Origin of the sequence: Escherichia sp. S10b, from assembly GCF_028421345.1 — a bacterium.
GTDB lineage: Bacteria > Pseudomonadota > Gammaproteobacteria > Enterobacterales > Enterobacteriaceae > ECMA0423.
The window spans coordinates 28,718-49,955 of sequence record NZ_JAHZSO010000058.1 but is presented as its reverse complement, the minus strand read 5'-3'; the positions used below and the strand labels follow the sequence as shown (position 1 = coordinate 49,955).

Sequence of the window (21,238 nt, the reverse complement as noted above, 5' to 3'; positions counted from 1 at the left end):
GCGCCATCCGACGTTTCAGCGTGAGTCTCCGGCAAATACAGGAGGTTTACAATGAAACGCGCGTCTTTGCTTACACTCACGCTTATCGGCGCTTTTAGCGCCATCCAGGCTGCCTGGGCGGTTGATTATCCGCTACCACCAACCGGAAGCCGACTGGTTGGGCAAAATCAAACGTATACGGTGCAGGAAGGGGATAAAAACCTTCAGGCCATCGCCCGACGTTTTGATACTGCGGCAATGTTGATCCTTGAAGCCAATAACACTATCGCCCCGGTGCCAAAACCCGGTACGACGATAACTATTCCTTCGCAACTGTTATTACCTGATGCGCCGCGTCAGGGGATTATCGTTAACCTTGCAGAGCTGCGCCTTTATTATTATCCGCCGGGAGAAAATATCGTGCAGGTTTATCCGATAGGTATTGGCTTGCAGGGGCTGGAAACGCCGGTGATGGAAACGCGTGTTGGGCAGAAAATCCCTAACCCAACCTGGACGCCTACGGCAGGCATTCGTCAACGTTCGCTGGAGCGTGGCATTAAATTACCGCCAGTCGTTCCTGCCGGACCAAATAACCCGCTAGGACGTTACGCACTGCGCCTCGCGCATGGTAATGGCGAATACCTCATTCATGGTACCAGTGCGCCGGACAGCGTCGGTTTGCGCGTCAGTTCAGGGTGTATTCGCATGAATGCACCGGATATTAAAGCCTTGTTCTCCAGCGTGCGGACGGGAACGCCGGTGAAAGTGATCAACGAACCGGTGAAATATTCCGTGGAACCTAACGGGATGCGTTATGTTGAAGTACATCGACCACTATCAGCAGAAGAACAGCAAAACGTTCAGACAATGCCATACACACTGCCAGCAGGCTTTACGCAATTTAAAGACAATAAGGCTGTAGATCAGAAGTTAGTCGATAAAGCGTTGTATCGTCGGGCAGGGTATCCGGTTTCGGTGAGCAGTGGAGCAACTCCCGCAGCCAGCAATGCGCCTTCAGTAGAGTCAGCGCAGAATGGTGAACCAGAGCAAGGGAATATGTTACGCGCGACGCAGTAGCGGTAAACGGCAGACAAAAAAAATGGCGCACAATGTGCGCCATTTTTCACTTCACAGGTACTATTACTTGCGGTATTTAGTAGCCATGTTGTCCAGACGCTGGTTAGCACGAGCTGCGTCATCTTTAGCAGCCTGAACGTCGGAACGCATTGCGTTCACGTCGTTGCTCAGCTGGTCAACTTTAGCGTTCAGAGTCTGAACGTCAGAAGACAGCTGATCGATTTTAGCGTTGCTGGAGCAACCTGCCAGCAGAGTAGAACCCAGGATTACCGCGCCCAGTACCAGTTTAGTAGCTTTCATTATTAATACCCTCTAGATTGAGTTAATCTCCATGTAGCGTTACAAGTATTACACAAAGTTTTTTATGTTGAGAATATTTTTTTGATGGGAAGGCACTTATTTTTGATCGTTCGCTCAAAGAAGCATCGAACCCTGGGTTTTAGATAAAAAAATTGAGAGAAAACAGGATGCTTCCATCGGATTCATCTTAGATAAAGTGAGATTATATAGTGAAATCCGATTTGATTTTTTATTGCTTCTGGTTATCGATTAAATAAAAAAAGCGCCCATCAGGGCGCTTCGATATACAAATTAATTCACAAAAGCAATATTACAGGACGTGAACAGATGCGGTGTTAGTAGTGCCGCTCGGTACCAGTGCACCAGAAACCATAACTACAACGTCACCTTTGTGTGCCAGACCGCTCTGCAGAGCCAGTTCTTTACCCAGACGGTAGAAATCATCAGTAGAAGTGATCTCTTTAACCAGCTGCGGCACAACGCCTTTGCTCAGTACCAACTGATGAGCCGTTTTTTCGTTGGTGGTCAGTGCCAGGATGGTGGCATCCGGGAAGTATTTACGTACTGCGCGAGCAGATTTACCGCCCTGAGTAGCAACCACGATCAGCGGAGCATCCAGTTTTTCAGCAGTTTCAACGGCACCACGGCATACCGCTTCGGTAATGCGCAGTTTACGGTTGTCATTGTTGAACTCGAGACGGCTGTTCATCACGCGGTCGGTACGTTCGCAAATGGTCGCCATGATAGAAACCGCTTCCAGCGGGTATTTACCTTTTGCGGATTCACCAGACAGCATCACTGCATCAGTACCGTCGAGGATGGCGTTTGCAACGTCACCGGCTTCTGCGCGAGTCGGGCGTGGGTTTTTGATCATGGAATCCAGCATCTGGGTCGCAGTGATAACGACTTTACGTGCACGGATACATTTTTCGATCATCATCTTCTGGGCGAAGATAACTTCTTCTACCGGGATTTCTACACCCAGGTCGCCACGCGCAACCATGATGCCGTCAGAGGCTTCGAGGATTTCGTCGAAGTTGTTGAGGCCTTCCTGGTTTTCGATTTTGGAGATGATGTGGATGTTTTCGCCGCCGTGCGCTTTCAGGTGCTCACGGATTTCGATAACGTCAGAACGCTTACGAATAAAGGAAGCAGCAACAAAGTCTACGCCTTGTTCGCAACCAAAGATCAGGTCCTGTTTGTCTTTTTCAGCCAGTGCTGGCAGAGCAATGGAAACGCCAGGCAGGTTCACACCTTTGTTTTCGCCCAGGTCACCGTTGTTCAGCACTTTACAGATAACTTTGTTACCTTCAATGGCGGTAACTTCCATACCGATCAGACCATCGTCAACCAGTACGGTGTTGCCAACAGACAGGTCAGTAGTGAAACCTTCATACGTTACCGCAACCATTTCGCTGTTGCCGATAACAGATTTATCAGTGGTGAAAGTAAAGGTCTGACCAGCTTTCAGAGAAACGTCGTTACCGCCTTCCAGTTTCATGGTGCGGATTTCCGGACCTTTGGTATCAAGCAGGATAGCGGCGGTTTTACCAGTTTTGCTCATCACGTTGCGCAGATTCTGAATGCGCTGACCGTGTTCTGCATAGTCACCATGAGAGAAGTTCAGACGCATAACGTTCATGCCAGCGTCCAGCATTTTAGCTAACATCTCTTCAGATTCGGTTTTCGGTCCGATGGTGCAAACAATTTTGGTCTTTTTCATGACAGTCTTAGTCTTTAAGTTGAGAAGGATGGGAGAAACTTGCTTTCTGGGCGCACTGCCGGAAAGCGAATCCGGTATTACGAAAGTGGTGGTGCCTCGCTCTAAGGATAGGTGACATCGAAAAAGCGTGCAGAGGAATGTGTGCTTGTGTCTCAGCCCAACGTGAGTGCCTGTTTTTGAGTCGTTGAGTTCTACAGTCCAAAGTGCTGAAACCATTCAAGAGTCAATTGGCGCGCATTATACGCTGAAATTAATCCAAAAGGAAAACAAAAACAGCGTTTCAAAAAATATACAACTTGTTAGACAATAAATTGTTATCAAAGATTTAACGTTCCAGGGAAAAGGTTACGCAAAAACTTCACTGTTTGCGCAACGTCTGGTGCCGAAGTTGTCAGTGTGAGGATAAGTGAAAGTTCATCCGGTGTATAAATATATCATCGCTCAATTGCTACAGTTAAAATAATTTATCGCGTTATTTGTCTGATTTTGTTTGATTTTTGTTTAATTGGTTAGATTGATATATGCTGATAGTTGGCATGATAAATAGGTATAAAGAATGGGAAATCGGACAAAAGAGGATGAACTGTACCGAGAAATGTGCAGAGTTGTCGGTAAAGTTGTGCTGGAAATGCGCGATCTGGGGCAGGAACCAAAGCATATTGTTATCGCAGGCGTATTACGTACAGCATTAGCCAATAAACGCATTCAGCGCAGTGAGCTGGAAAAGCAGGCGATGGAAACCGTCATTAACGCACTGGTAAAATGACCATTCAGGATGAGGCGGTAAGCTTCATCCTGATATTCTTGCTTCAGTTGCGGTCCAGTTAATCATTCTAAATAACAACTGCTGAAATTATACGAATTGCGGTATGTATTTTAATTTATAGCGATAATGTTATTTTTATTTTCTGCAATGAACGTCACAAATAATTGTCGCTTAAGTTAAATTTATTTCAAATGATAATAAATATCAGTTCACTTATAATTTCTTGCTTTGTAATTTTAATTGATAACGATCAATGTTAAGGGCTCAGAATAATCACATTATTTTTTCTCCTAACCATAAAGGATTAGTTTATCGGCGTTAAATCTTTTCTCATACACTATCGGGTTAGGGAAAATATCTGGTGTTGGGGACAGAGTCAGCAGCGTATTAGTTGAATGCTTAATATCAGGCTGCTGAATTGTCAGCACTGTGTTTGCGAAGAGGATGCGAAATAAATGAACCCGGTTGATCGTCCACTATTAGATATTGGCTTAACGCGATTAGAATTCTTGCGTATATCAGGAAAAGGCCTTGCTGGTCTAACAATTGCCCCTGCGTTACTGTCACTTTTGGGTTGCAAACAGGAAGATATTGATAGCGGCACAGTAGGGTTGATAAATACACCCAAAGGGGTGCTGGTGACCCAGCGAGCGCGATGCACGGGTTGCCACCGCTGTGAAATCTCTTGTACCAACTTCAACGATGGCTCAGTAGGGACATTCTTCTCCCGTATCAAAATCCATCGCAATTATTTCTTTGGCGACAACGGGGTTGGCTCTGGCGGCGGCCTGTATGGCGATCTCAACTATACCGCGGACACCTGCCGTCAATGCAAAGAGCCGCAATGCATGAACGTCTGCCCGATTGGTGCGATTACCTGGCAGCAGAAAGAAGGCTGTATTACCGTCGATCATAAACGCTGTATTGGCTGTAGCGCCTGTACTACGGCATGCCCGTGGATGATGGCCACCGTAAATACCGAAAGTAAAAAATCCTCGAAATGTGTGTTATGCGGTGAATGCGCAAACGCCTGCCCAACAGGGGCGTTAAAAATTATCAAGTGGAAAGATATTACTGTGTGAATCTTGCAAAGGAAAAAATCATGGCTAACGGTTGGACAGGTAATATATTAAGAGTCAATCTCACGACAGGAAATATTACCCTCGAAGATTCCAGTAAGTTTAAAAGTTTTGTCGGTGGCATGGGCTTCGGCTACAAAATTATGTATGACGAAGTACCGCCAGGCACGAAACCTTTCGATGAAGCGAATAAATTAGTCTTTGCTACCGGCCCATTAACTGGATCTGGTGCCCCCTGTAGTTCTCGCGTAAATATCACCTCACTTTCTACTTTTACCAAAGGAAATTTAGTTGTCGATGCCCATATGGGGGGCTTTTTTGCGGCGCAAATGAAATTCGCTGGATACGACGTCATTATTATCGAAGGGAAGGCGAAATCACCGGTATGGCTGAAGATTAAAGATGACAAAGTTAGCCTGGAAAAAGCCGATTTCTTATGGGGAAAAGGGACGCGCGCAACGACGGAAGAAATTTGTCGATTGACCAGTCCGGAAACCTGTGTGGCGGCTATTGGTCAGGCTGGGGAAAACCTTGTTCCTCTCTCTGGCATGTTGAATAGCCGTAACCACAGCGGCGGTGCGGGAACTGGCGCAATTATGGGTTCGAAAAACCTGAAAGCGATTGCGGTTGAAGGGACGAAAGGGGTCAACATTGCCGATCGTCAGGAGATGAAGCGTCTCAACGATTACATGATGACTGAACTTATTGGTGCGAATAACAACCATGTCGTGCCAAGTACGCCGCAATCGTGGGCAGAGTATTCAGATCCCAAGTCACGTTGGACAGCACGTAAAGGGCTGTTTTGGGGCGCGGCTGAAGGTGGTCCGATTGAAACGGGGGAAATTCCGCCAGGCAATCAGAACACGGTCGGCTTTCGTACCTATAAATCCGTTTTTGACTTAGGTCCGGCGGCAGAGAAATACACAGTAAAAATGAGTGGCTGCCACTCTTGCCCGATCCGTTGTATGACCCAAATGAATATTCCTCGGGTGAAAGAGTTTGGCGTGCCCAGCACAGGTGGTAACACTTGTGTAGCCAACTTTGTCCATACCACCATCTTCCCGAACGGTCCGAAAGATTTTGAAGATAAAGACGATGGCCGTGTGATTGGTAACCTGGTGGGTCTGAATTTGTTCGATGACTACGGCCTATGGTGTAACTACGGGCAGTTGCATCGCGACTTTACCTATTGTTACAGCAAAGGGGTGTTCAAGCGTGTTCTGCCTGCTGAAGAGTATGCGGAAATTCGCTGGGATCAACTGGAAGCGGGTGACGTTAACTTCATTAAAGATTTTTACTACCGTCTGGCGCATCGTGTGGGTGAGCTGAGTCACCTGGCTGATGGTTCATATGCCATCGCAGAACGCTGGAATTTGGGTGAAGAGTACTGGGGCTACGCGAAAAATAAACTCTGGTCGCCGTTTGGCTATCCGGTTCACCATGCCAATGAAGCGTCAGCGCAGGTCGGTTCCATTGTTAACTGTATGTTCAACCGTGACTGCATGACGCATACCCATATCAACTTTATTGGTTCCGGCTTGCCATTGAAACTGCAACGTGAAGTGGCGAAAGAGCTTTTTGGTTCTGAAGATGCCTACGATGAAACCAAAAACTACACGCCAATCAATGACGCAAAAATTAAATATGCTAAGTGGTCGCTGTTGCGGGTCTGTTTGCATAACGCCGTCACCCTGTGTAACTGGGTCTGGCCAATGACCGTTTCGCCGCTGAAAAGCCGTAATTACCGGGGCGATCTGGCGCTTGAAGCCAAATTCTTCAAAGCGATCACCGGCGAAGAGATGACTCAGGAAAAATTAGATTTAGCTGCAGAGCGTATCTTTACGTTGCATCGTGCCTACACGGTAAAACTTATGCAAACCAAAGATATGCGTAATGAACACGATCTTATCTGTTCCTGGGTATTCGACAAGGATCCGCAGATCCCGGTCTTTACTGAAGGTACTGACAAAATGGATCGTGACGATATGCATGCTTCGCTCACGATGTTCTACAAAGAAATGGGCTGGGACCCACAGCTTGGTTGTCCCACCCGCGAAACATTGCAGCGTCTGGGGCTGGAAGATATTGCCGCCGATCTGGCAGCACACAATCTACTGCCTGTGTAAGGAATGGGTGAGATGAACCATCGGGATGAATTGCCGTTAGCGAAAGTCAGCGAAGTTGACGAGGCGAAGCGGCAATGGTTACAGGGGATGCGTCACCCCGTTGATACGGTAACCGAACCAGAACCGGCTGAAATCCTGGCAGAGTTCATTCGCCAGCATTCTGCGGCTGGGCAGCTGGTGGCGCGCGCCGTGTTTCTCTCGCCACCCTATTCGGTTGCAGAAGAGGAGCTGTCAGTTTTGCTGGAAAGCATTAAGCAGAACGGAGACTACGCTGATATCGCTTGTATGACGGGAAGCCAGGATGATTACTATTACTCAACGCAGGCCATGAGTGAAAACTACGCGGCGATGTCTTTGCAAGTTGTGGAGCAGGACATTTGTCGCGCCATTGCACACGCCGTTCGTTTTGAGTGCCAGACATATCCTCGTCCTTACAAAGTCGCCATGCTGATGCAAGCGCCATATTACTTCCAGGAAGCGCAGATTGAAGCCGCGATCGCCGCGATGGATGTTGCACCTGAATATGCCGATATACGGCAGGTGGAGTCATCGACGGCGGTGTTGTACTTGTTTAGCGAGCGATTTATGACCTATGGCAAGGCTTATGGCTTATGCGAATGGTTCGAGGTAGAGCAGTTTCAGAACCCCTGAAATTTCAGGGAGATGTCATGGATAGGGTGGACAGTTGCAGCCACTGCATTAGGGGATAATCAGATGTCCTTCACTCGACGCAAATTTGTTCTGGGGATGGGAACAGTAATCTTTTTTACTGGTTCTGCGTCTTCTCTGTTAGCGAACACGAGGCAAGAAAAGGAAGTTCGGTATGCCATGATTCATGACGAGTCACGGTGCAATGGCTGTAATATTTGCGCCCGCGCATGCCGTAAAACTAACCACGTCCCCGCTCAGGGAAGCCGTTTATCGATAGCACACATTCCAGTCACCGATAACGACAACGAAACGCAGTATCACTTTTTTCGCCAGTCATGTCAGCACTGCGAAGATGCTCCGTGCATCGACGTATGCCCGACAGGGGCGTCGTGGCGTGATGAGCAGGGGATCGTGCGGGTAGAAAAATCGCAGTGCATCGGCTGCAGTTATTGCATTGGCGCTTGTCCGTACCAGGTTCGCTACCTTAACCCTGTCACTAAAGTGGCAGATAAATGTGATTTCTGCGCTGAGTCCCGACTGGCAAAAGGCTTTCCGCCCATTTGCGTCAGCGCCTGTCCGGAACACGCATTGATCTTTGGTCGCGAAGATAGCCCAGAAATTCAGGTGTGGTTGCAGGATAATAAATACTATCAATATCAGCTACCTGGTGCCGGGAAACCGCATCTGTATCGCCGGTTCGGTCAACATTTGATTAAAAAGGAAAATGTATGAACCCGTCGCAACATGCTGAACAGTTTCAGAGCCAGTTAGCGAACTATGTGCCACAGTTCACTCCCGAATTTTGGCCGGTGTGGTTGATCATTGCCGGAGTATTGCTGGTTGGGATGTGGTTGGTGCTGGGGCTGCACGCCTTGCTTCGTGCTCGTGGCGTGAAGAAATCAGCCACCGATCATGGTGAGAAGGTTTATCTTTACAGCAAAGCGGTCAGATTATGGCACTGGTCGAATGCGTTACTCTTTGTATTGTTGCTGGCAAGTGGGCTGATAAATCACTTTGCGATGGTGGGCGCAACTGCGGTTAAAAGTCTGGTTGCGGTGCATGAAGTTTGCGGATTTTTGTTACTGGCATGCTGGCTCGGCTTTGTGCTGATCAATGCCGTTGGGGATAATGGTCACCACTATCGCATTCGTCGTCAGGGGTGGCTGGAACGAGCGGCAAAACAAACGCGATTTTATTTGTTTGGCATTATGCAGGGGGAAGAACATCCTTTCCCGGCAACAACACAGTCTAAATTTAATCCCTTACAGCAGGTCGCCTATGTTGGTGTCATGTATGGATTGCTGCCGTTGTTACTATTGACGGGGCTGTTGTGTCTCTATCCGCAAGCCGTGGGAGATGTGTTTCCTGGCGTAAGATACTGGTTATTGCAGGCGCATTTTGCTCTGGCATTTATAAGCCTCTTTTTTATCTTCGGTCATCTTTATCTTTGCACCACGGGGCGTACGCCACACGAAACCTTTAAAAGCATGGTCGATGGCTATCACCGGCACTAACGAATGATCATTACACGAGCAGACCTGCGAGAATGGCGTATCGGAGCGGTGATGTATCGCTGGTTCCTGCGCCATTTCCCACGCGGCGGTAGTTATGCCGATATTCATCATGCACTGATTGAGGAAGGATATACGGACTGGGCGGAGAGTCTGGTTGAGTATGCGTGGAAAAAATGGCTGGCGGATGAAAACTTCGCGCATCAGGAAGTTTCCTCTATGCAAAAACTGGCCACAGACCCCGGAGAGATACCATTTTGCAGTCAGTTTGCCCGCAGCGACGATCATGCTCGCATCGGCTGTTGTGAGGATAACGCCCGAATCGCAACCGCTGGGTATGCCGCGCAAATTGCCAGTATGGGTTATAGCGTGCGGATTGGAAGTGTCGGCTTTAACAGTCACATTGGCAGCTCCGGTGAACGCGCACGGGTTGCTGTAACCGGTAATTCTTCGCGGATAAGCAGCGCTGGAGATAGTAGTCGGATTGCGAATACCGGAATGCGAGTACGCGTTTGTACATTGGGTGAACGGTGTCATGTCGCCAGTAATGGTGACCTGGTGCAAATCGCCAGCTTTGGCGCAAACGCCAGAATTGCCAACAGCGGCGACAATGTACACATCATTGCCAGCGGTGAAAATTCAACGGTAGTGAGCACGGGCGTGGTCGACTCAATTATTCTCGGGCCAGGGGGAAGCGCCGCACTGGCATATCATGACGGCGAAAGAGTTCGCTTCGCCGTCGCCATTGAAGGTGAAAACAATATTCGAACCGGAGTCCGCTATCGTCTTAATGAACAGCATCAGTTTGTTGAGTGCTGATAGCTTTACCTTTAATCAAACGAAAGACGCCGACGAGCACGGGATGCAGGCTTTACGACCGCCCGAGCCATCGCCTCACCAATTTCTGCACATGCCGTAAGTCCCTGAACGAAAGGCTGGTCGTGCATCAACCAGGGCAACGCGCCGAACGCTACGCGTCCACGAATATCTTCGGGTTGCTGTAACGTATAATCTTCGCCAACATCAGGGATTTCATCCCCTGTTTTCTGTAATTGCTCGCGTAGCCCAGGGAAAGGAATATCTTTCACTTTAAGCGGACGCTGTCCGCGGGCATCAATAAAAACGTCAAACGAGTAGCTGTTGTCTTCCGTTTTCAGGACGGTGCGCGACTCATTAATTTCCATTTTGTAGTCTTCACCGAGGGCGAGAATATGAATGATTCCCGCTTCACGTAAGGCAAGTAGGCGACGAATAGACTCTGAAGGGATTGCCGCATAATTATCGATGAAAACCCTGGCAAGGCCTTTACTGAACCGTTTATGGTCGTGTTCATTCAGATGAGGAACAATTTCCTGTACGGCTTCATGCAGGCGCAGAATGACATAACGCCAGGGAACAGTATGTTTTTCTCGTTTATTGCGTTCGACTTCCTGGAGATTTTTTTCTGCCCAGTCAAATGGGTCGCGTTGTTTGCGCTCGGCAAACCAGGCTTGAGCAAAGGAATCGACATTCAGGCTCTCTAAGGCTATGCGTTGGCTCCAGTCTGGATCAGCAAACTTGATTTCCTCTACTATCAATCTAAATACCCGATCCAAAAGGCCCTCTTCACCTTTTTGAATCTCAGCATTTAATGCCTGATCGGTGACGATGTGTAAGGGCTCGTAGGGAATAGGGCAATAGAAATCGGCTTCGGGTAAAATACCCGTGCGCGACATCAACGTAATATTTAGCTTTTCACTTGCGTTATCGCGGTTAAAAACGACGTGTTGTTTATCATCTTCAATGAACGAACCATGCTGAATAGCCACTGCCATTGCCGCATCCAGTCCGCTCAAGGATGTTCCCATAATACCCACGTTACACGCATCGACCTTTGCTTCCATCAGGCCTGACCACGGACTGGGAAAATACGTTCTGGTTGCTTCTTCTTCATCAGGCCAGACGTGACCCGTGGCAATCACCGCTAAATCAAACGTCTCGCTGGGTAAATCCTGATTTGTAGCGAGCATGACGCCAGCATTTGTAATTTGCAGATCGGTAACCTGGCATGATTCATAAACAGCCACTGCAAATTTTTGCTGTCGTGCCTGGTCTACTAATCGTAAAAATTGATCGCGGAAATATTCGCCCAGCAGAATTCGCGGTAAAAACTGACGATCGTGCAAGGTTTCTTTTTTAACGCCATAACGCTGGAGATGGCTGGCTTCTTGCTTTTGTAGCCATTCGAGATACGTACAATTAATCGGCGGTATTTCAATACTGGCAATATTTGCCAGCATCATTTTTGAGTTTTCCTCATCACTGTATGGCATCCCGACACCGGCCTCGTCAGCCTGCTCGAAGATAGAAATAGAAAGTGGAGTTTGTTGCTGTAGAAGCGAGAATAAGGTGTAGATCCCCGTAGGCCCGGCACCCACAATAGCAATTTTTTTCATTGTTACTTACCTGTACGCATTCTTTCGAATTTAGTGTTATCAGATAAGTTTGGTTGAGATTTTTAGAATTTGAGAAATTTCAGACAGGGATGAAAAGGGCGCTAACCGCCCTTGATTAAATTCTGTCAGGCGAGTTTTGCCTGATTGATTTGACTCAGTGGCTCATTGACATCGAAAACTTTGGCGACAACTTCCTCAACGCCGAGATTTTTAAGTCGGGCAGTATGTTTTTCCAGATAGGCAAGGGCGCTTTTTTCATCAGTAAAAAGATAGATCCCACCGGCTTCGTGGTTCTTTTCACTTTCTGTCCATACCTTCCACAGAAAACCAGGTTCCTGATTAATCGACTCAGCAAGCGGTTTAAGCTGCTCAGCCATTGCGTCGCCAAATGGGCCATTAAAAGCAAAATGAAGTTGTAACAAAGTTGCCATAGCGATTCTCCTTCTGATAACGCATACGAAGACAGTGTAAATCTTTTAACGTATTGGATACAGAGAAGAAACAGAGGGAAAAAGGAGAAGACCAGATTAAGAAAATCTGGTGCGTCCGAGTGGACTCGAACCACCGACCCCCACCATGTCAAGGTGGTGCTCTAACCAACTGAGCTACGGACGCAGGATGGTGCGTTCAATTGGACTCGAACCAACGACCCCCACCATGTCAAGGTGGTGCTCTAACCAACTGAGCTATGAACGCAACGTTGTAGGTGACAACGGGGACGAATATTAGCGGCAGAGTGGGAAGGTGGCAAGAGGCAAAACGTAATTTTCTGCGCTATTTCGACCGTTTGCAGAGCTTTTAAGCAAATTGGCTATATTTTGTTGATTTGCAAGGGCGATTTTTATTCAGGATCGCATTTACATCTGATACAACCCAATAATTCGTGTATCAGAGTTTAAACAGAGTTGTTTGCCACCATCTCAAATCTGTCGTGGATAAATCCTCCGTAGCCTTTACACTTAGGTAGCAATAAAGGCACACAGATGCAGCAAAGGAATAAATCATGGGATCTGATGCGAAAAACTTGATGAGCGACGGGAATGTGCAAATTGTTAAGACCGGCGAGGTCATTGGCGCGACGCAACTTACTGAAGGCGAGTTGATTGTTGAAGCTGGCGGAAGAGCCGAAAATACCGTGGTCACGGGGGCTGGCTGGTTGAAAGTGGCAACCGGTGGGATCGCCAAATGCACACAGTACGGTAACAATGGCACGCTATCGGTCAGCGACGGTGCCATTGCCACAGATATTGTTCAGTCCGAGGGAGGCGCAATTAGTCTCTCTACGCTCGCTACGGTTAATGGCCGCCATCCCGAAGGTGAATTCAGCGTTGATCAGGGTTATGCCTGCGGTTTGTTGCTGGAAAATGGCGGTAACCTGCGTGTACTGGAAGGACATCGCGCGGAAAAAATCATTCTCGATCAAGAGGGCGGCCTGTTGGTTAATGGGACAACCTCAGCGGTCGTGGTAGATGAAGGTGGTGAATTGTTGGTGTATCCAGGAGGGGAAGCCAGCAATTGTGAGATTAATCAGGGCGGCGTTTTTATGCTGGCCGGGAAAGCCAGTGATACGTTGCTTGCTGGTGGCACCATGAATAATCTCGGTGGTGAAGACTCTGACACTATTGTTGAGAATGGATCCATTTATCGTCTGGGGACGGATGGCCTTCAGCTCTACAGTTCCGGTAAGACGCAAAACCTGTCCGTGAATGTGGGTGGTCGGGCTGAAGTGCATGCCGGTACGCTGGAAAATGCGGTAATACAAGGTGGAACAGTGATCCTGTTGTCACCCACCAGCGCGGACGAAAATTTTGTCGTAGAGGAAGATCGCGCACCGGTTGAACTGACCGGGAGTGTTGCATTACTGGACGGCGCTTCAATGATTATTGGCTATGGCGCAGATCTGCAACAATCAACGATTACTGTACAGCAGGGCGGTGTGTTGATTCTCGACGGCAGTACGGTAAAAGGTGACGGTGTCACTTTTATTGTTGGTAACATCAATCTGAATGGCGGAAAACTGTGGCTGATCACTGGTGCGGCAACGCATGTGCAACTGAAAGTGAAACGCCTGCGCGGAGAGGGAGCGATTTGCCTGCAAACCAGTGCGAAAGAAATCTCACCTGACTTCATCAATGTGAAAGGGGAAGTTACCGGGGATATACACGTTGAGATAACAGATGCCAGTCGGCAAACTCTGTGCAACGCTCTGAAATTACAGCCAGACGAAGACGGGATTGGCGCAACGCTCCAGCCTGCGTAAAAACACAGGCGCAACCCGTGAAGGTTGCGCCTTGTCTTTATTAGCGGGATGCTCGTTGCAGAATGATAACTGACGGCAGACGTTGCAGGAACCGCATACGCAGCATCATCATAATGGCTGCCGACGTCAGGCCAATAATAAAGCCTATCCAGAAGCCTGCTGGCCCCATAGGTTCAACGACCAGATCGGTCAGTGCCAGAATATAGCCGCTTGGCAAGCCCAGCACCCAGTAAGCCGTAAAGGTGATATAGAAAATGGAACGCGTATCTTTATAACCACGCAAAATCCCACTGCCAATCACCTGGATTGAGTCAGAAATCTGATATACCGCCGCCAGCAACATCAAATGCGCAGCCAGCGTTACAACCTCGGGATTGTCGTTGTACAACAGGGCGATTTGCTCCCGCAGTGAAACCGTGAATATGGCCGTCAGGGTTGCCATACAGACACCCACCATAAGCCCGGTCCGCGCAGCGGTTTGCGCATCCAGCGTTGAGCCCTGACCCAGACGATAACCTACGCGGATAGTTACCGCTGCCGCCAGCGACATTGGAAGCACAAACATCAGTGAACTAAAGTTCAGGGCAATCTGGTGTCCTGCGACATCAACAATACCGAGCGGAGACACTAACAGAGCCACGACGGCAAACAGTGTCACTTCAAAGAATAGTGCCAGCGCAATCGGCAAACCGAGTTGAATCAGTCGTTTCATAACCGCAGGATCGGGTTTCGCGGTGCCTTTTTCGTTACGAATATCGCGCATGGAGCGGGCGCGTTTAATGTAAGAAACCATGGCAAGGAACATGACCCAATACACCGCCGCAGTAGCCACGCCACAACCAACGCCACCGAGCTCAGGCATACCGAAATGACCATAAATAAAGATATAGTTCACCGGAATGTTCACCAGCAGGCCGATAAAGCCCATTACCATACCCGGCTTGGTTTTTGCCAGACCTTCACATTGGTTACGGGCAACCTGGAAGAACAGATAGCCCGGCGCGCCCCACAACAACGCACGCAGATAACCCACGGCTTTGTCCGCCAGAGCCGGATCGATGTTTTCCATGGAGCGGATAATGTAACCTGCATTCCACAGCACAAGCATAATGAGAACGGAAACAAAACCTGCCAGCCAGAAACCTTGTCGCACCTGATGCGCAATGCGCTCACGTCGACCGGAACCATTTAATTGCGCGATAACCGGCGTTAATGCCAGCAGCAGTCCGTGACCAAAGAGGATCGCCGGAAGCCAGATAGAAGTACCGATAGCGACCGCCGCCATGTCGGTGGCACTATAGCCGCCCGCCATCACGGTATCGACAAAACCCATCGCAGTTTGGGCGATTTGCGCGAGAATCACCGGGATTGCTAATGCTAATAACAGACGCGCTTCACTGATATACTTCTGCACGTGAACACCTTTTATTTGTAGTTATATGAGAGACTAAAAAGCCGCCTGAATGGGCAGCAAAAAGAAGAAGCAGGGGAAATTCAGTCTATTGTAGCGAGGATTTATTAATTCTCCAGTGAAAAAATAGTCATTCTTACCCCTTCACTGGTAAGGGCGTTTGCCACCTGCTATTGTGCTGAACAGAATGTCTTAACTGATTTCAGGAGTTGTAAGTATGTTTACGGGGATTGTACAGGGCACCGCAAAACTGGTGTCGATTGACGAGAAACCAAATTTTCGTACGCATGTGGTGGAGTTACCCGACCACATGCTGGACGGCCTGGAAACAGGTGCTTCCGTGGCGCATAACGGTTGCTGCCTGACCGTGACGGAAATTAACGGCAACCATGTCAGTTTTGACCTGATGAAAGAAACGTTACGCATTACCAATCTTGGCGATTTAAAAGTGGGGGATTGGGTAAACGTTGAGCGTGCGGCGAAATTCAGTGATGAAATTGGCGGACACTTAATGTCAGGTCATATTATGACCACCGCTGAAGTGGCGAAAATATTAACCTCGGAAAATAATCGCCAGATCTGGTTTAAAGTCCAGGATAGTCAGTTGATGAAATATATCCTGTACAAAGGATTTATTGGCATCGACGGTATTAGCCTGACCGTCGGCGAAGTCACGCCAACGCGTTTTTGCGTCCATTTAATTCCGGAAACTCTGGAACGCACGACTCTTGGGAAGAAAAAACTCGGCGCACGCGTCAACATTGAAATTGATCCACAAACTCAGGCAGTGGTAGATACGGTAGAACGTGTGCTGGCGGCACGAGAAAATGCCATGAATCAACCAGGTACAGAAGCCTGATCTGAAATCGCCCCCGGAGAGGGGGCGATAGAATAGCCTTTAGCGAGCGACTCGAAGGCCGTTTTCAACACCGCGTGAGAACACGACCTGCCAGAGCTGAATATCACGGGCGCGGAAAGCACCTGCACAGGCATTCAGATAATAGGTAAACATTCGTTTAAAGCGTTCACTGTAGTTATCCGCAATTTCTGGCCATGCGGCGAGGAATCGTTCATACCACGCCATCAACGTAGTATCGTAATCAGCACCGAAGTTATGCCAGTCTTCCATCACGAAGTGGGGTTCGCTGGATTGAGCAATCTGGCGTACAGAGGGCAGGCAACCGTTCGGAAAAATATATTTATTAATCCAGGGATCAACATTCAGATCGGTTTTTTTCGAACCGATAGTATGGAGCAGGAATATACCTTCCGGTTTCAAATTACGATCCACCACCGCAAAATAGGTATCGTAATTTTTCGGTCCGACGTGCTCGAACATCCCCACAGAAACAATACGATCAAACTGGTCGTTCAGGTCACGATAATCTTGCAGCAAAATGGTGACATCCAGGCCTTCACAGCGTTCCTGAGCCATTTTTTGCTGTTCGGCAGAAATGGTGACGCCGACCACGCTTACGTCATAGTTAGATGCCATGTAGTGCGCCAGTCCGCCCCAGCCGCAGCCAATATCCAGTACGCGCATCCCTGGTTTTAACTGCAATTTTTCACAAATCATTTTGAGCTTCGCCTGCTGGGCAGATTCCAGATTATCGGCATCTTTCCAGTAAGCGCAGGAATATTGCATGAAGGGATCAAGCATGCGGCTGAACAAGTCATTACCCAAATCGTAATGCTCCTTGCCGACTATCCAGGCACGTTTTTTACTCTGCAGATTGAAGAGACGAGCGCTGGCAATACGCAGCGTGTCTTTGAAATGATGGGGGAGTTGGTTCTCGAGACCTGCGCGTAAGACTTTGCTAAAAAACATATCCAGTCGGTCACATTCCCACCAGCCATCCATATAACTTTCGCCTAACCCCAAAGAGCCTTCTTGCAGAACGCGTTTAAAAAAATCGGGGTTTTTCACACGAATATCCGCCGGGGCAGAACCGTTAATGGCTATACCGGCACGGCTAAGTAATTCGTTGGCGATACGGTACCAGTTGTCATCCGGTACACTGACTTCTTCTATACACGATGAACTCATAGTTTCTCCATCACTGGTCGGTGATCAGAACCTTAAAACAGCGTAGACGCTTTTTGGGCTTTGTGAGAAATCTCGCAGAAAAAACCGCGAGTCTATAATCCGACGTAGAACAGAGGGAAAGGAGGAACCTTTGCCGAAATGACCATCCATAGTGAGTCGGGAACGATCCTGTCCCCGTAAAAACATAATATTTATCGTAGCTTTAACAACTCGAAATTAGTATAGGCCGCTAATTTCAATCATACAACAAAATTTTGTTAGCAGCCTAAGTATAAGTATATCGATATAGATCAGTGTGATTCGCTATGAGCGACTTCGGCATTGCCATGATTCTGGCAGCCAACTTCTTCACAACGTTGCATCATGTAACCCAGAGCGACCAGCACTACTGTTGATAACATCACGCTGGTGGTGGTGAGCAATGGCGTGCTGATACTGATCAGCCAGGAAACTACCAGACTTGCGAGGAAGCACAGACCCAGTTGTAGAGTGTTCTGCAACGCTGCGGCGCGACCAGTTGCGTGTGGGAAGGGACGCAGCGCCTGGGCGACAACAATCGGGTAGATCGCGCCATTGGCAATCGCCATCACACAGAATGGGATCAGGATTTCGACCAGCGACACATGGCTAATGAAGCCTGCAGCCCAGGTCGCAATGACGCTGACTGCAAACAGCACCAGCAACCACGGTAATAACTGCTTGCCTTGCCATTTCTGCAGCGCGGCGCGACAGCCATAACCACCAATCAGAAACGCGATAGTTTGCGGGACATAACTTAAACCAATAACTGCCGGGCTGTAGCCCATTTCACTAAGGATGAACGGTGAACCGGTCAGCCATGCAAAAAAACTGGCTGAACAGGCCGCGTATATCAGCACGTTGCCGCGATAGGTTTTAGAACGTAGCAGGTCGGTAAAGGTCAGACCATCCTGACTATTGTTACGGGCCTTCGTCGTGGGTTTGAGCCAGAAAATAGGCAGAATCAGCACCACGGTAATGGCAAACAGGGTGGCGAAAATCGCCTGCCAGGAAAAATGGACCAGCAGCCAGCTTCCTAACAGAGGAGCCAGGGCCGGAGATAGACCCACCAGCGGCATGATGGTCGCAAAAATTCGGTTAACTTTCTGTGAAGGATAATAATCCGTCACTAACGCTTGCCAGATAACCGCCGCGGCGCAGACACCCACAGCCTGTACAAAACGCAATACCAGCAGCGTAGCGGCGTTTTCTACCCACAGCATCCCCAGACTACCTAACGCAAAAATTGTCAGGCCGATTAATAACACCGGTTTACGACCATAACGGTCGGAGAGTGGCCCCCACAGAAGCTGGGCTGCGGCAAAACCGGCAAGGAACAGACTAAGGCTGGCACTGACAGCAGACGCAGGCGTTTGCAGGTCGGCCTGTATGGCGGCGAAAGCAGGCAGATACATATCGGTTGCCAGAAAACCGAGTACGCTCAAACCCGCCAGCCAGACTAAAAATCTTTTCCCAGGTTGCATGTATATTCTCTAAATCTCTCAATTAAACACCGCCGCAAAGTGTAGGGAGTGAAATTAGTGTTGTGAAACGGTAATATTTGATGACTGGTTTCAAAAATTTTGCAGGCAGACTATGTGGTCAGAATATTCACTCGAAGTTGTTGATGCGGTAGCGCGTAATGGTAGTTTTAGCGCTGCGGCACAGGAGCTGCATCGCGTTCCTTCTGCGGTCAGCTATACCGTGCGTCAGCTGGAAGAGTGGCTGGCGGTGCCGCTCTTTGAACGACGGCACCGTGATGTGGAGCTGACCGCTGCTGGAGCGTGGTTTCTCAAAGAAGGGCGCTCTGTTGTCAAAAAAATGCAGATCACCCGCCAGCAATGTCAGCAGATAGCGAACGGCTGGCGCGGTCAGTTAGCTATCGCAGTGGATAATATTGTCAGGCCAGAACGTACACGGCAGATGATCGTTGATTTTTATCGCCATTTTGATGATGTCGAACTTCTTGTCTTTCAGGAAGTGTTCAACGGTGTCTGGGATGCGCTTTCCGACGGGCGCGTGGAACTGGCGATTGGCGCAACACGCGCGATTCCGGTAGGCGGTCGTTATGCCTTCCGGGATATGGGGATGCTAAGCTGGAGTTGCGTTGTTGCCAGCCACCACCCGCTGGCGTTGATGGATGGCCCATTCAGCGATGATACGTTGCGCAACTGGCCGTCGTTGGTGCGCGAAGACACCTCGCGAACGCTACCTAAACGTATTACCTGGTTGCTGGATAACCAAAAAAGAGTTGTCGTGCCTGACTGGGAATCATCGGCAACCTGTATCTCGGCAGGATTATGCATAGGGATGGTGCCAACACATTTCGCCAAACCGTGGCTTAATGAGGGGAAGTGGGTAGCACTTGAATTGGAAAACCCCTTCCCGGATTCGGCATGTTGTCTGACATGGCAGCAAAATGATATGTCGCCTGCGTTAACCTGGCTGCTTGAGTATCTCGGCGATAGTGAGACGCTGAATAAGGAGTGGCTGCGGGAGCCGGAAGAGACTCCCGCAACGGGTGATTAACGACGATAGTCGCGGAACGGGCCGTCAGCCACGGAGCGGCGTTCAATCAAGCGCGGATGCACTTCAATGGACTGCGGTTCTTCACGTTTGTTGACGATACGATCCAACAGCATGTTGAACGCTGTTTCACCCAGCGAATCTTTTGGCTGGTGGATCGTGGTCAGCGCCGGCGTAAAATAGCGGGCGTTGCGCACGTTATCATAACCGATCAGCGAAACATCCTGCGGGACGCGCAGAGGCGTTGCGCACGTTATCATAACCGATCAGCGAAACATCCTGCGGGACGCGCAGACCCATTTCATCAGCAGCACAAAGTGCGCCCATTGCCATGATATCGCCACCACAGAAGACGGCAGTAGGGCGATGCGGCTGCGACAGTATTTGCTGCATGGCGCGATAACCAGATTCGGGTTCAAAGTCACCCTGAACAATCCAGCTTTCCGGCACCTTGATCATCGCTTCTTCCATCGCCTTCATAAAACCGGCAAGGCGGCCTGCGCCGGTGTTACGTTCCAGCGGGCCGGGGATGACGCCGATTTCGCGGTGACCGCGTTCAATCAGATAACGCCCGGCCATGTAGCCGCCTTCGAACGCGTTATCAATGACCGCATCGGTGAAGTCAGCTTTTGCTTCACCCCAGTCCATCACCACCATTGGGATATGGCGATACTCTTCCAGCATCGCCAGCAACGGCTCTGGGTACTCAGAACACATCACCAGCAGACCATCGACGCGTTTTTGCGCCATCATCGACAGATAAGCCCGCTGTTTCTCAAGATTGTTCCACGCATTACCCAGAATCAGGGTGTAACCTTTCTGGAAGCAATTTTTTTCAACCGCTTCAATGATCTCGGCAAAATAGGCCGCTTCGCTGCTGGTCGCCAGCAAACCGATAGACTTGGTGTGGTTAACCTTCAGGCTACGCGCCACCGCGCTAGGGGAGTAGTGTAATTCTTTAATCGCTGCCCACACGGCGTTGCGCGTTTCTTCAGCGACGAAACGTGTTTTGTTGATTACGTGTGACACAGTTGTAGTGGAAACGTTTGCTCGTTTCGCTACATCTTTTATTGTTGCCATTCCATTTCACTCCAGACCCTAACTTCAGCTCCTGCAAAATCGCAAGGTAAACGTTTGCCTTTACACACCTTACGCACAACAAAAGTGTTGCGGTACGCCGGAAAAACGACACGGAGCGTCAGGAAGGGGTCAATGGCCAGTACGCAAATAGTGTAAGCGTGGAATTTTGGCCGATCTTGACGAAAAGGGGAAGTGGTAAAAACACTTATCATTATAAATGACGGGAGATTTTTTCATCACAGTGTGTAA

General features: G+C 49.0%; 19 protein-coding genes, 2 tRNA genes and 1 pseudogene. 11 read left to right on the top strand and 11 right to left on the bottom strand.

Going from position 1 to position 21,238, the window contains the following annotated elements:
* Positions 1-51 precede the first annotated feature (51 nt).
* On the top strand, positions 52-1,056 hold the full coding sequence (gene ldtE, locus FTE26_RS05715) for a L,D-transpeptidase LdtE (protein WP_000817104.1): 1,005 nt from the start codon (positions 52-54) through the stop codon (positions 1,054-1,056).
* 63 nt (positions 1,057-1,119) lie between these two features.
* On the opposite strand, the gene lpp is transcribed toward ldtE, so the two are convergent.
* The 3 genes from lpp to ynhH all read right to left on the bottom strand — a co-directional run bounded on the left by lpp (position 1,120) and on the right by ynhH (position 3,281).
* The gene (lpp, locus tag FTE26_RS05710; RefSeq protein WP_000648420.1) at positions 1,120-1,356 is read right to left on the bottom strand and encodes a murein lipoprotein Lpp; all 237 of its coding nucleotides are present in this window, start codon (positions 1,354-1,356) and stop codon (positions 1,120-1,122) included.
* Between the two features lie 310 nt (positions 1,357-1,666).
* Positions 1,667-3,079, bottom strand: coding sequence for a pyruvate kinase PykF (gene pykF / locus FTE26_RS05705; RefSeq protein ID WP_001295403.1), 1,413 nt, complete (start codon positions 3,077-3,079; stop codon positions 1,667-1,669).
* A gap of 7 nt (positions 3,080-3,086) precedes the next feature.
* Positions 3,087-3,281 carry a protein YnhH gene (gene ynhH / locus FTE26_RS05700; protein ID WP_240806354.1) on the bottom strand — a complete coding sequence of 65 codons (195 nt, stop codon included), beginning with the start codon at positions 3,279-3,281 and terminating at the stop codon, positions 3,087-3,089.
* A gap of 354 nt (positions 3,282-3,635) precedes the next feature.
* Between ynhH and fumD the strand changes: the two genes are divergently transcribed.
* From fumD to ydhT, 7 genes are all read left to right on the top strand, one after another.
* On the top strand, positions 3,636-3,845 hold the full coding sequence (gene fumD / locus FTE26_RS05695) for a fumarate hydratase FumD (RefSeq protein ID WP_000528342.1): 210 nt from the start codon (positions 3,636-3,638) through the stop codon (positions 3,843-3,845).
* Between the two features lie 455 nt (positions 3,846-4,300).
* Positions 4,301-4,927 carry a ferredoxin-like protein gene (locus FTE26_RS05690; protein WP_001070232.1) on the top strand — a complete coding sequence of 209 codons (627 nt, stop codon included), beginning with the start codon at positions 4,301-4,303 and terminating at the stop codon, positions 4,925-4,927.
* A 20-nt stretch (positions 4,928-4,947) separates the two neighbouring features.
* Positions 4,948-7,050: an aldehyde ferredoxin oxidoreductase gene (locus FTE26_RS05685; protein ID WP_001273528.1), complete on the top strand. Its 2,103-nt coding sequence runs from the start codon at positions 4,948-4,950 to the stop codon at positions 7,048-7,050.
* Positions 7,051-7,062: 12 nt separating this feature from the next.
* Positions 7,063-7,701, top strand: coding sequence for a YdhW family putative oxidoreductase system protein (locus FTE26_RS05680; protein ID WP_001297805.1), 639 nt, complete (start codon positions 7,063-7,065; stop codon positions 7,699-7,701).
* Between the two features lie 63 nt (positions 7,702-7,764).
* Positions 7,765-8,433, top strand: coding sequence for a 4Fe-4S dicluster domain-containing protein (locus FTE26_RS05675; RefSeq protein WP_001676577.1), 669 nt, complete (start codon positions 7,765-7,767; stop codon positions 8,431-8,433).
* A complete protein-coding gene (phsC, locus tag FTE26_RS05670; RefSeq protein WP_001069986.1) occupies positions 8,430-9,215 on the top strand; it encodes a thiosulfate reductase cytochrome B subunit in 786 nt (261 codons plus the stop codon). The genes FTE26_RS05675 and phsC overlap by 4 nt, the downstream gene beginning before the upstream one ends.
* Positions 9,216-9,218: 3 nt before the next feature.
* On the top strand, positions 9,219-10,031 hold the full coding sequence (gene ydhT, locus FTE26_RS05665) for a protein YdhT (protein ID WP_000587560.1): 813 nt from the start codon (positions 9,219-9,221) through the stop codon (positions 10,029-10,031).
* A gap of 11 nt (positions 10,032-10,042) precedes the next feature.
* Here ydhT and FTE26_RS05660 read toward each other — a convergent pair whose 3' ends face one another.
* From FTE26_RS05660 to FTE26_RS05645, 4 genes are all read right to left on the bottom strand, one after another.
* The gene (locus tag FTE26_RS05660) at positions 10,043-11,647 is read right to left on the bottom strand and encodes an FAD-NAD(P)-binding protein (RefSeq protein WP_000716922.1); all 1,605 of its coding nucleotides are present in this window, start codon (positions 11,645-11,647) and stop codon (positions 10,043-10,045) included.
* A 125-nt stretch (positions 11,648-11,772) separates the two neighbouring features.
* A complete protein-coding gene (locus tag FTE26_RS05655) occupies positions 11,773-12,078 on the bottom strand; it encodes a monooxygenase (protein ID WP_000212657.1) in 306 nt (101 codons plus the stop codon).
* A gap of 107 nt (positions 12,079-12,185) precedes the next feature.
* Positions 12,186-12,262, bottom strand: a tRNA-Val gene (locus FTE26_RS05650).
* 4 nt (positions 12,263-12,266) lie between these two features.
* Positions 12,267-12,343, bottom strand: a tRNA-Val gene (locus FTE26_RS05645).
* Positions 12,344-12,650: 307 nt separating this feature from the next.
* Here FTE26_RS05645 and FTE26_RS05640 point away from each other — a divergent pair.
* Positions 12,651-13,907 carry an AIDA repeat-containing protein gene (locus tag FTE26_RS05640; protein ID WP_000534291.1) on the top strand — a complete coding sequence of 419 codons (1,257 nt, stop codon included), beginning with the start codon at positions 12,651-12,653 and terminating at the stop codon, positions 13,905-13,907.
* A gap of 40 nt (positions 13,908-13,947) precedes the next feature.
* Here the strand turns inward: FTE26_RS05640 and mdtK are convergent, their stop codons facing one another.
* Positions 13,948-15,321, bottom strand: a complete 1,374-nt coding sequence (mdtK, locus tag FTE26_RS05635; RefSeq protein ID WP_001174942.1) for a multidrug efflux MATE transporter MdtK — start codon at positions 15,319-15,321, stop codon at positions 13,948-13,950.
* A gap of 214 nt (positions 15,322-15,535) precedes the next feature.
* On the opposite strand from mdtK, the gene ribE reads away from it, so the two are divergent.
* Positions 15,536-16,177 carry a riboflavin synthase gene (ribE, locus tag FTE26_RS05630; protein ID WP_000493947.1) on the top strand — a complete coding sequence of 214 codons (642 nt, stop codon included), beginning with the start codon at positions 15,536-15,538 and terminating at the stop codon, positions 16,175-16,177.
* A 39-nt stretch (positions 16,178-16,216) separates the two neighbouring features.
* On the opposite strand, the gene cfa is transcribed toward ribE, so the two are convergent.
* Together cfa and punC are read right to left on the bottom strand one after the other, a co-directional pair.
* Positions 16,217-17,365 carry a cyclopropane fatty acyl phospholipid synthase gene (gene cfa / locus FTE26_RS05625; RefSeq protein ID WP_000098911.1) on the bottom strand — a complete coding sequence of 383 codons (1,149 nt, stop codon included), beginning with the start codon at positions 17,363-17,365 and terminating at the stop codon, positions 16,217-16,219.
* 290 nt (positions 17,366-17,655) lie between these two features.
* Positions 17,656-18,867: a purine nucleoside transporter PunC gene (punC, locus tag FTE26_RS05620; RefSeq protein WP_001182363.1), complete on the bottom strand. Its 1,212-nt coding sequence runs from the start codon at positions 18,865-18,867 to the stop codon at positions 17,656-17,658.
* A gap of 112 nt (positions 18,868-18,979) precedes the next feature.
* Between punC and punR the strand changes: the two genes are divergently transcribed.
* Complete coding sequence (punR, locus tag FTE26_RS05615) at positions 18,980-19,912, top strand: DNA-binding transcriptional activator PunR (protein WP_000269501.1); 933 nt, start codon at positions 18,980-18,982, stop codon at positions 19,910-19,912.
* Here punR and purR read toward each other — a convergent pair.
* A pseudogene (purR, locus tag FTE26_RS05610) lies at positions 19,909-20,989 on the bottom strand (HTH-type transcriptional repressor PurR). The gene punR and the pseudogene purR sit on opposite strands and share 4 nt — an antisense overlap.
* Positions 20,990-21,238: the final 249 nt, after the last annotated feature.

Bases quoted from the DNA above. Each gene is read 5' to 3' on its own strand.
- FTE26_RS05690 (WP_001070232.1), top strand. From the start codon at position 4,301: ATGAACCCGGTTGATCGTCCACTATTAGATATTGGCTTAACGCGATTA.
- punC (WP_001182363.1), bottom strand. From the start codon at position 18,867: ATGCAACCTGGGAAAAGATTTTTAGTCTGGCTGGCGGGTTTGAGCGTA.
- FTE26_RS05675 (WP_001676577.1), top strand. From the start codon at position 7,765: ATGTCCTTCACTCGACGCAAATTTGTTCTGGGGATGGGAACAGTAATC.
- punR (WP_000269501.1), top strand. From the start codon at position 18,980: ATGTGGTCAGAATATTCACTCGAAGTTGTTGATGCGGTAGCGCGTAAT.
- phsC (WP_001069986.1), top strand. From the start codon at position 8,430: ATGAACCCGTCGCAACATGCTGAACAGTTTCAGAGCCAGTTAGCGAAC.
- FTE26_RS05655 (WP_000212657.1), bottom strand. From the start codon at position 12,078: ATGGCAACTTTGTTACAACTTCATTTTGCTTTTAATGGCCCATTTGGC.
- FTE26_RS05640 (WP_000534291.1), top strand. From the start codon at position 12,651: ATGGGATCTGATGCGAAAAACTTGATGAGCGACGGGAATGTGCAAATT.
- FTE26_RS05685 (WP_001273528.1), top strand. From the start codon at position 4,948: ATGGCTAACGGTTGGACAGGTAATATATTAAGAGTCAATCTCACGACA.
- ydhT (WP_000587560.1), top strand. From the start codon at position 9,219: ATGATCATTACACGAGCAGACCTGCGAGAATGGCGTATCGGAGCGGTG.
- lpp (WP_000648420.1), bottom strand. From the start codon at position 1,356: ATGAAAGCTACTAAACTGGTACTGGGCGCGGTAATCCTGGGTTCTACT.
- fumD (WP_000528342.1), top strand. From the start codon at position 3,636: ATGGGAAATCGGACAAAAGAGGATGAACTGTACCGAGAAATGTGCAGA.
- ribE (WP_000493947.1), top strand. From the start codon at position 15,536: ATGTTTACGGGGATTGTACAGGGCACCGCAAAACTGGTGTCGATTGAC.
- FTE26_RS05680 (WP_001297805.1), top strand. From the start codon at position 7,063: ATGAACCATCGGGATGAATTGCCGTTAGCGAAAGTCAGCGAAGTTGAC.
- ldtE (WP_000817104.1), top strand. From the start codon at position 52: ATGAAACGCGCGTCTTTGCTTACACTCACGCTTATCGGCGCTTTTAGC.
- pykF (WP_001295403.1), bottom strand. From the start codon at position 3,079: ATGAAAAAGACCAAAATTGTTTGCACCATCGGACCGAAAACCGAATCT.
- FTE26_RS05660 (WP_000716922.1), bottom strand. From the start codon at position 11,647: ATGAAAAAAATTGCTATTGTGGGTGCCGGGCCTACGGGGATCTACACC.
- cfa (WP_000098911.1), bottom strand. From the start codon at position 17,365: ATGAGTTCATCGTGTATAGAAGAAGTCAGTGTACCGGATGACAACTGG.